The sequence below is a fragment of the Nostoc linckia z4 genome, assembly GCF_002608075.1.
In the GTDB taxonomy this organism is placed as follows: domain Bacteria; phylum Cyanobacteriota; class Cyanobacteriia; order Cyanobacteriales; family Nostocaceae; genus Nostoc; species Nostoc linckia.
In genome coordinates, this window is record NZ_LAHA01000012.1 from 113,023 (window position 1) to 127,738 (window position 14,716).

Annotated in this window: 14 protein-coding genes and 1 pseudogene; 6 read left to right on the forward strand and 9 right to left on the reverse strand. The window is 43.1% G+C overall.

Annotated elements, in window-relative coordinates; translation table 11 throughout:
- Positions 1-149: 149 nt before the first annotated feature.
- A complete protein-coding gene (locus VF06_RS12970) occupies positions 150-668 on the reverse strand; it encodes a hypothetical protein (RefSeq protein WP_099067919.1) in 519 nt (172 codons plus the stop codon).
- Between the two features lie 179 nt (positions 669-847).
- Positions 848-1,621, reverse strand: coding sequence for a class I SAM-dependent methyltransferase (locus VF06_RS12975; protein ID WP_099067920.1), 774 nt, complete (start codon positions 1,619-1,621; stop codon positions 848-850).
- 122 nt (positions 1,622-1,743) lie between these two features.
- On the opposite strand from VF06_RS12975, the pseudogene VF06_RS12980 reads away from it, so the two are divergent.
- Positions 1,744-2,367, forward strand: a pseudogene (locus VF06_RS12980) (Uma2 family endonuclease).
- Here VF06_RS12980 and VF06_RS42610 read toward each other — a convergent pair.
- On the reverse strand, positions 2,362-5,118 hold the full coding sequence (locus VF06_RS42610) for a U32 family peptidase (protein ID WP_244918071.1): 2,757 nt from the start codon (positions 5,116-5,118) through the stop codon (positions 2,362-2,364). The pseudogene VF06_RS12980 and the gene VF06_RS42610 sit on opposite strands and share 6 nt — an antisense overlap.
- A gap of 200 nt (positions 5,119-5,318) precedes the next feature.
- Between VF06_RS42610 and VF06_RS12995 the strand changes: the two genes are divergently transcribed.
- Together VF06_RS12995 and VF06_RS13000 are read left to right on the forward strand one after the other, a co-directional pair.
- The gene (locus tag VF06_RS12995; protein WP_099067921.1) at positions 5,319-5,603 is read left to right on the forward strand and encodes a type II toxin-antitoxin system TacA family antitoxin; all 285 of its coding nucleotides are present in this window, start codon (positions 5,319-5,321) and stop codon (positions 5,601-5,603) included.
- Between the two features lie 76 nt (positions 5,604-5,679).
- Positions 5,680-6,117 carry a GNAT family N-acetyltransferase gene (locus VF06_RS13000; protein ID WP_244918072.1) on the forward strand — a complete coding sequence of 146 codons (438 nt, stop codon included), beginning with the start codon at positions 5,680-5,682 and terminating at the stop codon, positions 6,115-6,117.
- 185 nt (positions 6,118-6,302) lie between these two features.
- Here the strand turns inward: VF06_RS13000 and VF06_RS13005 are convergent, their stop codons facing one another.
- The 4 genes from VF06_RS13005 to VF06_RS13020 all read right to left on the reverse strand — a co-directional run bounded on the left by VF06_RS13005 (position 6,303) and on the right by VF06_RS13020 (position 9,332).
- A complete protein-coding gene (locus VF06_RS13005; RefSeq protein ID WP_099067923.1) occupies positions 6,303-6,869 on the reverse strand; it encodes a transposase in 567 nt (188 codons plus the stop codon).
- Positions 6,870-6,914: 45 nt separating this feature from the next.
- The gene (locus VF06_RS13010) at positions 6,915-7,355 is read right to left on the reverse strand and encodes a helix-turn-helix domain-containing protein (protein WP_099067924.1); all 441 of its coding nucleotides are present in this window, start codon (positions 7,353-7,355) and stop codon (positions 6,915-6,917) included.
- A gap of 215 nt (positions 7,356-7,570) precedes the next feature.
- Positions 7,571-8,701, reverse strand: a complete 1,131-nt coding sequence (locus tag VF06_RS13015) for an aldo/keto reductase (protein ID WP_099067925.1) — start codon at positions 8,699-8,701, stop codon at positions 7,571-7,573.
- A gap of 133 nt (positions 8,702-8,834) precedes the next feature.
- Entirely contained in the window at positions 8,835-9,332 is a 498-nt protein-coding gene (locus tag VF06_RS13020) for a bifunctional nuclease family protein (RefSeq protein WP_096536256.1), read from the reverse strand.
- Between the two features lie 340 nt (positions 9,333-9,672).
- Between VF06_RS13020 and VF06_RS13025 the strand changes: the two genes are divergently transcribed.
- On the forward strand, positions 9,673-10,353 hold the full coding sequence (locus VF06_RS13025; RefSeq protein WP_099067926.1) for a riboflavin synthase: 681 nt from the start codon (positions 9,673-9,675) through the stop codon (positions 10,351-10,353).
- 81 nt (positions 10,354-10,434) lie between these two features.
- Here the strand turns inward: VF06_RS13025 and VF06_RS13030 are convergent, their stop codons facing one another.
- Both VF06_RS13030 and VF06_RS13035 read right to left on the reverse strand, forming a co-directional pair.
- Entirely contained in the window at positions 10,435-12,000 is a 1,566-nt protein-coding gene (locus VF06_RS13030) for a M23 family metallopeptidase (protein WP_099067927.1), read from the reverse strand.
- Positions 12,001-12,091: 91 nt separating this feature from the next.
- On the reverse strand, positions 12,092-12,910 hold the full coding sequence (locus VF06_RS13035) for a biotin--[acetyl-CoA-carboxylase] ligase (protein WP_099067928.1): 819 nt from the start codon (positions 12,908-12,910) through the stop codon (positions 12,092-12,094).
- A 77-nt stretch (positions 12,911-12,987) separates the two neighbouring features.
- On the opposite strand from VF06_RS13035, the gene pgeF reads away from it, so the two are divergent.
- Together pgeF and VF06_RS13050 are read left to right on the forward strand one after the other, a co-directional pair.
- Positions 12,988-13,776: a peptidoglycan editing factor PgeF gene (gene pgeF / locus VF06_RS13040; protein ID WP_099067929.1), complete on the forward strand. Its 789-nt coding sequence runs from the start codon at positions 12,988-12,990 to the stop codon at positions 13,774-13,776.
- Between the two features lie 484 nt (positions 13,777-14,260).
- Entirely contained in the window at positions 14,261-14,587 is a 327-nt protein-coding gene (locus VF06_RS13050; protein ID WP_099067930.1) for a hypothetical protein, read from the forward strand.
- The last annotated feature ends 129 nt before the right edge of the window (positions 14,588-14,716 follow it).

Below are 14,716 nucleotides of genomic sequence, written 5' to 3' on the forward strand. Positions count from 1 at the left end.
AACAATCTTCTGTGGAATATTTTTTTACTTGGAAGTCCCTAAGGTCTGTTTTAAAACTCACTGTATCCTCAAAATCGGCATCTTTGTGTAGTCACCATAAACCCCAGTCCAGCCTTGAGGATGACTATCATATGTTAGTAAACGGCATTCTAACGCCCTAATCCCATCTTGTTTTGAGTACCCATCTGGATACTACATAAAGCTGGACTAATAGCAAAATTACAAGTGTAGGTCGCTAAAGATTCTTGTTGATAATTAAATACCCGCATATTGTAACCAAAGTTGCGTGTAGTGCTACCTAAACGATTGACAAAATCATAGCGCTGTACATAGTCTAGTAAGCTCCAAATTTGCTGATTGACTATCAAATCAACTCGCGCAGGTTCTTTTTCTGAACCTGGGTATGCTATCCAATTATCCAGTAGCTTTTTTTCAGAATTTTGTTGTGCCCACCATAAACTTGGAACGGTTAATCGTAATGGATTAATGGTGTTAGCTGTGATTATATATTCTGTTGGTTTGGTTAATAAATCTAGTTGTAAAGGCGCACTAGAAGGCGGTGGTATTGACGGTGTTTGCGCTAGTGAGGGCGGAACTATTAAACCAGCGAGGCTAATGCTGAGTAGTAGTAAAAATGATGTCTGACTGTACAATTTAGGTATATGCATAACTTATAATAATTTGGGCGTTACTGAATCAAGGGACGATTTCCTGTAGGGTGGGCATCCGTCCGTCCCGAAAATATAAGGAGCGGACAAGATGAACATGCCACAAAACTAGTCAAATCATTCCGCAATTATGCAACGCCATAATTCGTAATTAAGAAGTAAGTCAAAATTCGTACACTTTAAATTTTAATTGCAATGATGCGAATTCTGCGATAATCTGCTAGCCAATTTCCTTGTTGATAAAGTGTTGGCTTCAGATATTCCTCTGCGACGCGAATTACTTGTATTTGTTGCTCATCAGAAAGTTCTGTTAAATAACTGCTGGCGAACATCCGAATCCAGTTTGCCATACCTGCTTCTCCCTCTGCCAAAGGAGTTGGACGAGCAAATAGGGTGCTATAGATGACATCAAAGCCTTGCTGTTCTAATAGGGTGGCGTATTCACCAATACTAGGGAAATACCAAGGATTTGGGCGTTGTACGGGTAGATTAATTGCTTCCAAGGCGTTGGATAAAGCTGTGGCGATCGCTTGCACATTTCCCTTACCACCAAATTCTGCAACAAAACGGCCTCCGGGTTTTAGGGCTTGATGTATACAGGCGATCGCGCTGTCTGCTGGTTTCACCCAATGCAACACAGCATTGGAAAACACAGCATCAAAAGGCTGTTGAACTTGAAAATTTGTCGCATCAGCAACATCAAAGCGGATATGAGGATAGTTTTCTCTTGCCTTTTCAATCATTGCAGGTGCGCTATCAATTCCCCAGACTTGGGCACCAACTTGGGCAATTTTTTCGGTGAGTTGTCCAGTGCCACAGCCGAGATCTAAAATTGATTCTCCTGCCTGGGGATTGAGTAACTGCAACAAGTCTTCGCCATACTGCCAAACAAAGGCGTGTTTATCTTCGTAAAGCGAAGTATTCCAATTATTAACTGTGGAATTATTACTCATAAAACTATGCTGGTTTTTCATTGAATATAATAAAATCTTTTTCTATTGCTGGTTAGATTCCGGGCTTTTGATCGACTGATGTGATATTGCTAAACTCTAAGCCAGAGTCAGGAGTAAGTCTGATGTTTCAAGCCTTACCAAAAACAGTAACTTTTGAAGAATTCCTCAATTGGAAACCGGACGGCGGATGTTATGAACTACACGATGGGGTAGTTGTTGAAATGCAGCCAGTAGGCGATCGCGAAGAGATTAATGGTTTTTTAGCTGGCGAAGTAACTTTAGAGTTCAAACGATTAAAACTTCCATACCTCATACTTAAGCAAGCACTGGTCAAAATTCCTGAGAAAGAATCAGGTTATTCGCCTGATGTTATAGTAATATATCAAAAGAATCTTTAATCAGAACCGATGTAGAAAAAGTCTTCAACGGTTACTCAAGCTGCGTCGGTTCCCTTAGTTATTGAAGTCGTCAGCAGTAATTGGAGAGATGATTATGCATCCAAGCTGGTTGACTACGAAACTTTTGGCGTTCCTGAATATTGGATTGTTGATTATTTAGCTTTAGGCGGTAGGCGGTACATAGGTAATCCCAAACAACCGACTATTTCCGTTTACTATTTAGTGGATAGTGAGTATCAAGTTAACCTGTTTCGGGGAAATGACCGCATCATATCCCCTACATTCCCAGAACTCAATTTGACCGCCGAACAGATTTTTCAAGCTGGACGTTCAGAAAATCAATTATGACCGCAATGCAGATACTCCCATAGGGCCGCGAGTTACGCCTAGTTGGTTTTGCAACTTTAACTCTCGCCAAAGTTGGGAACCTCTAATTTCACCTTGCAATAATTGGCTGTAGTAATGTATTGTTTTACTCACTTGTGCTGGGGTTTCATTGACAAATTCGATGCGAAAGTGACGTAATCCCAATTCCATGAGACGATGTACGTACTCGGCTCCTGTTTGAGCAGTGCCGTTAAATACGGTGTTACGGCAACCGACATCTGCTTTCAGGATGTGTTCGCTACCAACGCGGTCTTTTAATTTCACTTCATGCTTTTCGCAAGGTCGTCCACAGTTAGTGTAGTCTGTTCCCTCGGAAAGAAAAGCACAAAAGACACAGTGTTCCATGTGGAACATTGGCATATGTTGATGAATTGTCACTTCAAACCACTCTGGCGGACAACTTGTAAGCAGGTCTTCCAGTTGATTAATATTCAAATCGTAGGATGCGGTTAATCTTTCCAAACCAAAATTCTGCCGAAAGTAATCTGCTGTTAAAGGGTTAGCAACGTTGAGTGAAAAATCTCCAACACAACGGTCTTGGGCAAAAAATTGCAGTTGGTCATAGTTTCGCACTAGATAACCATCTGCTTTGCAGGCGCTTACCTGCTGCAAAATCCAATTTTCTCCAGGTTTGGTAATTCTGGGTGGTGCAACCCAGATGGTGGGGAGTGGGGAGTTAGGAGTTGAGAGTGCTGAGTTATGAGTTAAAAGTGAAGAATTGTCTGTTTTGTGTTTTTGCTGTTGTTGGCGTACTAAGTGTACGGCTTCTCGGTAGGCGCGGGGGTCTTCAAATTCGCAGTATAGTGTTTTGATACCAGTTTGCAGTGCGGCTTGGAGTTGCTTGAGGTTTCGTACCAAAACGATGAGTGAAGGAGATAAAGAAGGCATAAACAGGGAAAATTTCACCGTTTCCGTATATTCTCGCGCCCCCGCGTCTTGTTTCTCCGTGTCCCCGCGTCCCCTTGTCCCCGCGTCCTGTTTCTCCGTGTCCCCGCGTCCTCTTGTCTCCGCGTCCTGTTTCTCCGTGTCCCCGCGTCCCCTTGTCCCCGCGTCCTCTTTTTTAGGAAGTAAGTCTTGGAAGGAGACATCAGGATATAATTGCCAGCGTTTGGGTTGACTTCGTAATTCTTCTAACTGTGTCACGATGTCACGCCGTATCCGGTTTAATTCACTTACGGGTAGCATGATGGCGGTGCTGAGGTGGTTGGTTAAGGTTCCCAAACAGAAGGGGGTGTTACCAAGACGACCGAATTGTTCTTGTAAACGTTCTGTGTCTAGAGGTTTGGTGTGGGCTGCTACTAGAGGAATTTCAGACTCTACTTGGACAATATTACCAAGGCGATCGCGGGCGATGGCCACTAATTTCTCACCAACTTCTCCATAAATTTCCAAGTCAATTGGACGCTGAAATTGCGGGTTCTCCCCTGCAAAACTTTGACGTAGTTGTTTATCAAGTTCCGGGTCGCTGGTTTTCCAGACTTTATCGCCCACATGCACCCGACGTAAGTTTAAATCACTTCTACCAAAGGTCAGCAAAGTTTCCCTACCTTTGGACATCACCCCATAAACTCGTCCGCCTTCTTCCTTAGTCTCTGGGTGACCGCAGTCAAACACAATTCCATCCCCTGGTTTCACAGGCGCTTCGAGTTTGACCGCTATCTGTCCGTTGTGGATGCGAGTAACTTCACCTAAATAAACTCCGCGTTTTTTACCAAAACGTGCATGAACTAATTCCTGATTATTAATCCCACCAAACCAACCCGTGTAAAGTCCGCGAGAAAATGCCATCTCTAAGTTGTAGTGTTCTTCAGAAACAGAAATTTGTTGTACTACTTTCCCCGCGTCCCCGCGTCTCCGTGTCCCCGTGTCTAATTCTTCCATCACTCTATCCAAAGCTTGCCGATAAACACGGGTAACATTAGCAACATATTCTGGGGCTTTGAGACGACCTTCGATTTTGAGAGAACTTACCCCTGATTTCACTAAATCCGCTAAAACATCTAAGCCTGCAAGGTCTTGAGGACTGAGTAAATATTTACGTTCGCCTAAATCTACAATTTGACCATCAGCGATTAAATCATAAGGCATCCGGCAAGCTTGGGCACACTCGCCTCGGTTAGCTGAACGTCCGCCTAAAGCTTCACTCGTCAAACACTGACCGGAATATGCCACGCATAAAGCACCGTGAACAAAAACTTCCAAAGGTAGCGATGTCTGCTGTTGGATTTTATTGATTTCCTTAAGAGAACACTCACGCGCCAGCACCACTAATTGACAGCCAAGGGATTTGGCAAATTCCACCCCAGCAGCAGTAGTAATGCTCATTTGCGTGGAAGCATGGATGGGAAAATCAGGGGAAAGGTGACGAATGAGACGACATATACCAATGTCTTGAACGATTACCGCGTCTACACCCGCTGCAATAATTGTGCGGAGATATTGCTGGGCTTCTAGGAGTTCTTTGGGAAAAATTAGTGTATTTACAGTGACATAACCCTTTACACCCCGAAGATGCAGAAACTTCATCAAGCCGGGTAAGTCTGCTTCTGTGAAATTCTGCGCCCGCATTCTGGCGTTGAAGCGATCTAAACCGAAGTAAATTGCATCCGCCCCATTTTCTACAGCAGCTTTAGCACATTCCCAATTACCTGCTGGCGCAAGTAGTTCGGGACGTTGAAGAGAAGAGGAGGAAGAGGAGCAATCGCTTTTCATGTTTACTTGGGGTTAAGTAGCACCATAGCGATCTTACCTAAGTTGATGGGGATGATGGGGGCGATCGCTATTTCCACAGTAGTGTTTTAATTCACCTAGAGCTGATGAAAAACGATCCTGTTTTCAAATTTTGTGTGTACATTGTCCACTAATATTAGTTATTCTGTAAATAGAGACTCAGCTAACAGTGGGAATTAGCCATGTCAGAAACATCATCTGCAAAAGATTGCCGTATCGATTTACGAATCACCCAAGAACAAAAAGAACTATTAGAACGTGCTGCAAGTCTCAAAGGAATTTCTTTGAGTGCTTATACACTTTTTCATGTTTTAGCGATCGCCAAGCAAGATATAGATGCCAATGAAAGGCTGGTGCTGTCTAATCTCGATAGAGATTTGTTTATGTCAGTAATGGAAAACCCGCCAGAACTGAAGGGAAAACTCAAATCTGCTATTCATAAATATAGACAGAAATATCGCAAATGATAGCAGAGCAAAATGGAATTTTGTACCAATTGAGAAAAAATACCAAAGAGATTCTTTTGATTGTGGTTATGCAATTTTGAATGATTATCTCAAGAAATATGCACGGCAAAATGATAATAGGGGAATAGCTAAAACATTTGTAGCAATTCCGGCATCAGGAAGCTTAAAAATTGATGGCTATTATACTGTGAGTGCCAGCGTTATTGAGTATGAATCATTACCAAAATCTTATAATCGTGGAATGCCTGCCTATCCAATTCCAGCAATGCTAATTGGAAAATTAGCAGTAGATAATTCGGTTAAAGGACAAGGTTTAGGAGGCGAGTTGTTAGCTGATGCTCTCTATCGTGCTGTTCGTGCTTCTCAAGAAATTGGAATATATGCTGTGAGAGTTGATGCGATCGATTTTCAAGCAAAGGAATTTTATCTCAAGTATGAGTTTATTCCTTTTCAAGACAATGAACTCTCACTATTTCTGCCAATGGCAACAATAGTTAGAGAGTTTGGTGAATAGAGTTATATAAATCTTAAAGCTTACTGTGATAAGAGCCTAGATGCTTCTTCAGGTTGTTGTCAGACATCACTTTTTATTAATCTAGAGCTTAAGTAGCATCATAGTTATTTTATATAATTTAATACAATAAACTATTGTGAGCTAAGGATAGCATAAGTCATTATTGAGCTTCTAAGTAGGTCAACCTAATTAAACATAAAACGCTCAACTTGATACTGACCTTGCAGGGATCTATTTTCTATACCTTCAATAATGGCGATCGCAAGGTCATATTCATCCTCAAAAACGCGAGCGGAGAGTTCATCACGTTTGAGATGCAACCACTCATCCTCAATGCGATTCATCTGTGGACTGTAGGAAGGTAGGAAAAACAAAAATAACCCTTGCGCTTGCCACCGTTGAACCTGTTGCTGAGTCAACTGACTGCGATGTACCGAAGCGTTATCCTGTACAATCACCGTTATCATTCCTGTAGCATCAAAATGCTTTTGGGCAGTATTAGCCTGCCAATCCATCAGTTGCACGTAAGTCGCAGCTTTAAGCGTTCCCACCATTAAAGCATAGTCAAATTGCACTCCAGGTTCCCAAACCCCCAAGATATTAATCCGCCTGCCCCGTCCTTGACGTTGACGAATGGATTTTTGTACCCCCCGTTGAGCATAACTGTATTCTGCTGAACGCACACAGGTACAACCAGACTCATCTAAATACTTCAACCGAATCAGTCCTTGCTGTGCCCATTGCTTAAGCATTTCCCAATATGAAGCGTTTAGCTGCTACCCAAGCTCCACAGCGAGTCAGGGCAGGGCGATAGCGGATACGCTTCCAAAAGTAGCCCCCTTTTTGAGGCATCGCCGTACTTGCTCTGCCCCTATTTCTACTTGTCGTTCATCTTTCAGTTTTTGACTGAGTTGACGGGCACTATATCGTTGAGGTTCTGCTACCCATTGCTCGATGGCTTGCCAATCAGACTTGCTCATGCGGGAGGGTCTGCCTCTTCCTGTCGCTTCCCATAATCCGCCCAAACCAAGCGAGCGCCAACGCCGTAATGTTGCTCGCACTGTATGGTCATGCCAGCCAAAATACTTGGCAATCTGAGGAACATTCCAACCGTGAGCATTGAGTCGAATTGCGATCGCACGTTGTTTGGTTCGATAGGGCACACCATCCGCACAACTGAGTTCAAGTAGAGTACGGTCTTCTTCAGCGTTCAACATCATTCGCATTGCAGCTGGCATACACAGAAAATTCTACAAAAGCATCTTTTCTATCTTATATTTAATTAAGTTGACTTACTTAAAAGTCTAGCAATCCTAATTAAACAGTTTATCGTTGTTTGATAAAGATAGTAGCCAATTCGGTTCGGATAAATCCCGATCTATACAAAAGATTAATTCTTGTAGAAACGGCGATTTATCACGTCTCTTCGCTTATTGTAATTTTGAATTATTACTTATCCCCACAATCTCCTACCTGCTTTGCCATTTAACCTTTCATGGGTATCTGCCAATAAAGTTGGAATATCTAATTTTTCTGGACATCTTGGTAAACAATCACCACATTCTGTGCAACGATTGGCTTTCATTCCAGGAAACCAATGACCGGCATTTTCAAACATTCCATAACGATATTGACCATAGTCTTTCATGTCGTATGCTACTGCCAGATTTCGTAACCGCAATACCTCTGGAATATTAATATTCTCTGGACAAGGTAAACAAGCATAACACTGGCTACATTTATCAATTCCTAAAGTAATTTTTTGCTGATTTTCTAATCGTTGAAATGCAGAAATTTCTTCTGGTATGAGTTGATAATCTCGGTCAGCAACTTCCAGGGGTTCAATTAATTCTTGTGGGTTGGCTGGCCCTACACTCAAAGTAGTAATACGGTTATTTGCAAGTAAAAATCGATAATTTAATTCTAAGGGAGAATACGGCAAACACAAATCTTTCAGGGTTTGCGATGGCGTGTAAAGGCGTCCTCCCTTATCAGCAGGGGAAATAATGAAAATCCCCATATCTTTTTCAGCTGCTAGTTGAATCGCTGGGGCGTGGCGTTGGAAAAAATAGTAATAATGCAGATTGACAAATTGAAATAAATCTGTATTTATTGCTGCTTGAATTAACTCTAATGACCCGTGGGTGGAAAAACCAAGATGGCGCACTCGCCCATCGGCAATAGCTTCTGCAACGGCTTGCATACAGCCATTTTTGGCTTGCACCCACTCCAAATGTTCCCAGGTGTTCAAGCCATGAATGCCTAAGCAATCTAGATAATCTATTTGTAATTTTTCTAGGGATTCGTCGATGCACCGACGCATGGTGTCAGCATCTGGTGTAGGTGGGATTTTGGTAGTGATGTGCAACTGGGTTCGGGGTACTGATAAACCAGCTTTTAGTGCCTTACCAAGATATTCCTGGCTTTTGCCGTAACCTTTGGCAGTTTCTATATGGTTAATTCCCAAGGCTAGGGCTTGTTCGATGGTTTGCTGGGCATTTTCAAAATCAGCCAGGTAGCGCATTGTTCCCAAAGAAAAAACCGAGAGGCGCAAATTTGTTTTCCCAAAGCGTCGGTATTGCATCGTTAAAGTCGAATTTTAGATTTTAGATTTTAGATTTTAGATTTTTCCTTCAATCTAAAATCCTTTGTGAAAAGCTTTGTTCGCCGGGAATCGGCGCTTAAACTTTTCCTTTCCCTTCAAAATCTAAAATTGCCTAGCTGTCGCCATTACCAAAGCGCTTGATCAAATCCTCAGGACGGAGATTAGAAACAAATTCACGGAAGGCTTGCTGTTCGGCTTCATCTGCATCGCGGTCAACTGGGATAGAAGCATCGGCTATGACTTCTTCCATTACCCAAATCGGAGTATTTGTGCGGAGGGCAATGGCGATCGCATCGCTGGGACGGGCGTCAATTTCTTTTTTGACTTCACCTTGCTGGACAATTAAGGCAGCATAAAATGTATCCTTTTGCAAGGAATGAATAATCACCTTTTCTAGAGTCATATTCCAGGTCTCTAAAAGATTCACCATCAAATCGTGAGTCAAGGGTCTGGGAGGCTTCTGATTTTCCAGTGCGCCCATAATTGCCCTAGCTTGTTCCTGACCGATGTAAATAGGCAAAGCCCGCCGATCTGAAGAATCTTTCAAAAGGACGATCGGGCTGCGGGTTATGGCATCTAATGCTATGCCAGCGACTTTCATTTCAATCATTGGCTAAGCCTCTACAATTTTCTGAGAGCCTTGGATGCTGTGTAACAAATAGTACCCTTTTTCGGGTGGTTTGGCGACAGTAATAAACATAAGCATTCGTTCTCTATAATTGCTTCTATTAAACTCCGAACTTGTGGTGTACACCAGAGTAATTCAAATGGGTCTGCTTAAACAATAAGCTTCTTACCCAAGTATGCCTTGTGAAGGATGATAATGTGTTAATATTCTCCATAGAAAAAAAGTCAGAAAATATACTCAGACATTCTCAATTTCTGTGACAATTACTAATTAATTTCTGCCAAAATTAGGCAATAAATAGAGTTAGTTTGGCAAAAAAGCGGTGTTTACAGGATTAATCCAAGCTTTAGGAATGATGAAACCCTTAGGGGGCGATTCTTGGCAAATTACTTGTGTTGGCCCATCGAGTGAAGTAATTATGCAAGATTTGGCTTATGGTGACAGTGTTGCGGTGGATGGCGTTTGTTTGACGGTGGAAAAAGTTTTAAAAGATGGGTTTATCGCCACCGCTTCACCAGAAACCCTACGGCGCACGACTTTGGGAGGGGAGCAAACGCAACAGAGATATGTCAATTTAGAAGCGTCGCTCAGAGTTGGCAGTAAAGTCGGCGGTCATTTTGTTATGGGTCATGTAGATGGCATCGGGCGATTGTTAGTGGCGGAACAAACGGCGACTTCTTGGGAAATGACCTTTAGTGCATCAGAGGCGATCGCACGCTACATTGTCCCCAAAGGTAGCATAGCCGTCAATGGCATCAGTCTAACAGTAGCTGCATATGAACCAGAATTTTCCCAATTCAAGGTGGCGGTGATTCCTCTCACCTATGCCGAAACAAATCTTCGTTATTTGACTCCTGGTAGTTTAGTCAATCTAGAAGGAGATATTCTCGGCAAATACGTGGAAAAGTTTGTTTATTCTGGCAAACCACACACCACAGACCCTGATAACAATAGTATAAACGACATTACACCCGCATTCTTAGCAGAACACGGGTACTTGTAATTAGGTATGGGGAAAGGGAAAGGGGAAAAGGGAAAGATTAAATTTATTCCTTTTCCCTTTTCCCTTTAACCTTTTCCCCAGTTAACTCCCTGGTTGCTGACTCACCTGGGCAGTTCGCAGGGATTGAAGTAACTGGGCTAGGCCGCTTTGTAATTGCACGCCTGGGTCAGTTGCAACCCACCCATTTGGTGTGAGGTGGCGGACTTCAAAGTGTAGGTGAGGGCCTGTGGAGTTACCTGTGCTACCTACTCGCCCAATGACAGTTCCTGGTTCTACCCATTGACCGGGTTGAACAAAGATTTCTGACATGTGACCGTAGAGAGTTTGTTGAGCGGATTTGTGATTGATGATAACAGCTAAACCATAACCACCCAGCCAGTTAGCTGTTTCCACTTGGCCGCCAGCAGCAGCCAAAATTGGGGTTCCCGTAGGCGCACCCAAGTCTGTACCAGCATGGAAGCGTTGGTTACCTGTAATTGGATGAATTCGCCAACCAAATACAGAAGTAATGGAAGCGGGAATTGACAGTGGATACATCATTCCTGTACCGCCATAGGCAATTCTGGGACTGTAGGGAATTTGGGGCAATACTGATGCCAGTGAGAAGTCGTAACTGACGGTGCTGGGGCGGGGTGCAAGGTTGCCATCTGCCATTGGTGGTGGTAAAGTACCACCACTGGGCGCAATGGGAGTTGTACTCACCCTAGTAGGGCTGAATTCGTTGGGACTAGGAATAAATCGATTCGGGCGGAATCCAGTTTGATTATTACTAGCAGAAACACTTCCAGCAGCACCCCATCTGCCGTTGTTACTAGCAGCTGCTACTTGTCGCACTGGTGCAACTACTGGTAATTGAGCGTTTTGACTTCTTCTTAGCCAATTAGGTGCTGATTTGCCATTAGAGTTAGCTACACGCCCAGTTTGTGGCGCTTGAACACAAACCCCACCAGATACATTTTGTCCTGAAGACAAAGTGGCTCGACAACCACTAGAACGTTCTGTGAGGATTACGGAACTTGGCGCTTGATAAGTGCCCGTTGTGCCGGTATCATAACTATTGGGGTCAATATAGGCGTTATTATAATCCCTAGCCTTTTCTATAGCTGTCCTGACAGCGCTGTTGGAGTTGTTTGTCGGTTGAGCAACTTCTGGCAGTTTTTCAGGCAGGGGACGAGGAGCAATATTTGGTTTTTCTTGTCGTACCCTTGCAGGAACGATTTGAGATGTTTCTGGTTTGGGCTTGGACTGTCTGATAATAACAACAGGTTCAGCGGCTTCTATTTTGGGCTGAGACTGTCTAATGGGCTGTTTTGATTGAGCGACTTCTGGCTTGTTACGTAGTCTTTGCCTGAGTCTAGCGCGCCGTTGAGCAAAGTCTGGCTGTGTTTGAGCTGCTTCGGGCGCAACACTCTGTTTTTTAACTGGGTTTGTAAACACTACTGTTGGTTGGGAACTTTCAACAGTGGGAACAATATTGTCTATTTGTGTTTCCGTTTGGGCAGACACGAAGCCGCCGCTTAGAATACTGACGCTGCTTAGCCAACAGAGACCCTGTGCTGGTAGCGTCGAGGCAAAACGTTTTTTTGTCACATCTCGCTGCCATAGGTAATGCAAACGATGATGGGCAGAATTTTTGCGCTGCGTCATTTGTTCTCTGGTGTTGTGTGTAATTAGCCTAAAGAGATGATGCTAGTGGTTTGTTTTGCCCAAAGAGCGGAATTTTGAACAAACCGGAAATTTAAACGGAAGATTTATGGTATCCCAAACTGATTGTACCGGGTTGAATATAAATTTCCGGTGTAATTAGTTCTTTTGTCCCATAATTTTCTAAATCAATTCGTAAATTTCCTTGAGGAGTCACACCGACTACAGTACCTGAAAGATTATTGACGTACACCTTATCGCCCATGTTTGTAAGCAAGTCTAAATAGCGAGATAAGAGTATGTTTATTCCTTCTTGAAAGAGGCACTGCACACCGGATTCTATTCCTAGTAAAACCGTAGAGGCGAGCATTTCCAAACAAGAAATAGGCCTGAAATTTTGGGAAGCTTGCCACGATTCCAGATTTATTCCTGTTTCTGGTACTGAGTTTATCCAGTTAATGCCGACACCAATTACTGCTTGTGTAATTTGTGCTTTTTTGACTTTAGTTTCTGTCAAAATGCCGCCTAGCTTGCGACCGTTTAAAACTAAATCATTGGGCCATTTTATCCCAACATTCACGTTGTGCTGGCGCAATTGAGACGCAATTCCCCAAGCACTAGCGAAAGTTAGCTGGTAGCTATCACTAGCTTCTATTTTGTGGTCAAAAGAAATCGCCACTGAAAGATACAATCCTCCAACTGGAGAAATCCATTGGCGTCCCCATTGTCCGCGTCCCGCAGTCTGTGATGTTGCAATTACTACTGTTCCCGAATTTGCCCCAAGGTTTAGCATATCCCAGAGGGTTTGATTTGTTGAGGAGACAGTTTCCAAAAAGTGCACAGAGAATGGTAAATATGGATACTTTCGCCCTGCTTTCAAGGCTGCTTCTAAATTTTGCAGATTAAATCCCACAGCAGTAACCTAAATGGCCTTGTTCAAGTTAGCATTGATTGGCTGATGAGTGATTTTGTGTTTAGGTTTGGTTGAAGATGCATACTTGGCACTGGCAAAATTGGGAAGGACTGCCCTATTTAACTTGCAGTATTTTGGAACATTGGCATCACGGTTTTTTTACGCAGCAGTTTTGGCCGCGATCGCCACAAGAACTCACACTCACACTACAACCAAAGGCATCAGTTTATCGCTTAAAGCAGGTACATGGCAATACTGTTCTCACCCCCCAAGAAATCGCTACTAGCACTCTTGAAGATGGTTTAGCCTCGGCAGATGCTTTAATTAGCGAACAGCCTCTACAAGCTGTTTGGGTTGCTAGCGCAGATTGTACGCCCTTGCTGATTGGCGATGTGAAAACAGGACAAGTGGCAGCAATACACGCTGGTTGGCGCGGTACTGCCAAGAAGATTGTCCCCCAAGCGATCGCTCGATTACAATCCCAGGGCAGCAAACTTGACGATTTACGGATTGCAATGGGCCCGGCCATTGCAGGTGAAGTTTACCAAGTTTCTGTTGAGGTAGCTGCTGAAATTGGAGCTAGCATTCTACCACATCATGACCAACAAAAAATTGTCCAAGCACTACAAAATCTGCCGAATTCACCCTTATTAGCAGACCCCAATCCAGGAAAGGTAAAACTTGATGTACGGCGAGTAAATGTTTTACAACTGGAAAGTTTAGGAATTAGTGCAGAACAAATAGCGATCGCTCCTTATTGTACTTTCCAAACTCCAGAACATTTCTTTTCTTACCGCCGGGAACAAGAGAAAAAGGTGCAATGGTCAGGAATTGTCAGCGCTAAAGCCAGTAATATATCGCAATAGACTTGAGTTAATAACATTTCTTTGTGAAGCTGCATATATATATAGCAAGGGAATGGTGACTGGATGAAAAGTCTTTTGATGTGTAATAGGACTTACGCAAAAACTCTCTCTTGCTCTTATTCCTCCGTGTCCTCTGTCTTGAAAAGTTCAGATGCCTGCGGCAACCCCTTCGGTGTACGCCGGAAGCCGGCGCTCCGACTTTTCGCTGCGTCCTCTGCGGTTAGATTTTCCGTTACTTGTGCGTAAGTCCTGTGTAATATCAATTTGAAAAAACAATGCGACACATACACAAGACCCCTCCCAACCCTCTCCGATGCTTTGGGGAGGGTGGCGTCAGGCTGATGCGGTATCTGTCGCAAATATTTTTTGCATCGGTATAAGTTTTACCGTCTGTGAATGTCAACTTTTATTACGGAGTGCGTAATTCTTACAGGGCAAAGTGAAGCAAGGATTATACACCTTCAATTAAGGAATCCAAGCACTCATGAGTTCTCAACCAATTTTAGATCCTCAAACATTAGAACAATTACAAAACGAGATTCAGGAAAAATTTGATGCAACTCTAAAAGACGCTGACTTCAATTCACTACTTGAAAAGTACGGCATATTAGAAGATAGAGTTTTGAGAGTTTATTGGCAGTTCAATCTTGACCCCAATCAATTAAAATCTGATGATGCAGTTGATGAACAGCAATCCAATGCATTATTGGCAGCAACACCAAAAACTCCAAAAGAAGAAATTGTGTTAGTCAAAAAAGCATGGTGTATTCCTTGTCCTTCCACTGGTAGTCCTTTGGGTTGCAACTGCTAAATGATTTAACCTGAAGAATTCATGACTCAGAATTCAGTTGAGCATTTTGTAACACTGGATTCTGAGTTGTGAATTCTCTTTATAAGAATTTAGTTTTTGCGCTGTAAAAAGTTTATCCTAGTCAGTGAC

Bases quoted from the DNA above. Each gene is read 5' to 3' on its own strand.
- VF06_RS13015 (WP_099067925.1), bottom strand. From the start codon at position 8,701: ATGCAATACCGACGCTTTGGGAAAACAAATTTGCGCCTCTCGGTTTTT.
- pgeF (WP_099067929.1), top strand. From the start codon at position 12,988: ATGCATACTTGGCACTGGCAAAATTGGGAAGGACTGCCCTATTTAACT.
- VF06_RS42610 (WP_244918071.1), bottom strand. From the start codon at position 5,118: ATGAAAAGCGATTGCTCCTCTTCCTCCTCTTCTCTTCAACGTCCCGAA.
- VF06_RS13020 (WP_096536256.1), bottom strand. From the start codon at position 9,332: ATGATTGAAATGAAAGTCGCTGGCATAGCATTAGATGCCATAACCCGC.
- VF06_RS12975 (WP_099067920.1), bottom strand. From the start codon at position 1,621: ATGAGTAATAATTCCACAGTTAATAATTGGAATACTTCGCTTTACGAA.
- VF06_RS13005 (WP_099067923.1), bottom strand. From the start codon at position 6,869: ATGCTTAAGCAATGGGCACAGCAAGGACTGATTCGGTTGAAGTATTTA.
- VF06_RS12970 (WP_099067919.1), bottom strand. From the start codon at position 668: ATGCATATACCTAAATTGTACAGTCAGACATCATTTTTACTACTACTC.
- VF06_RS12995 (WP_099067921.1), top strand. From the start codon at position 5,319: ATGTCAGAAACATCATCTGCAAAAGATTGCCGTATCGATTTACGAATC.
- VF06_RS13030 (WP_099067927.1), bottom strand. From the start codon at position 12,000: ATGACGCAGCGCAAAAATTCTGCCCATCATCGTTTGCATTACCTATGG.
- VF06_RS13050 (WP_099067930.1), top strand. From the start codon at position 14,261: ATGAGTTCTCAACCAATTTTAGATCCTCAAACATTAGAACAATTACAA.
- VF06_RS13010 (WP_099067924.1), bottom strand. From the start codon at position 7,355: ATGCCAGCTGCAATGCGAATGATGTTGAACGCTGAAGAAGACCGTACT.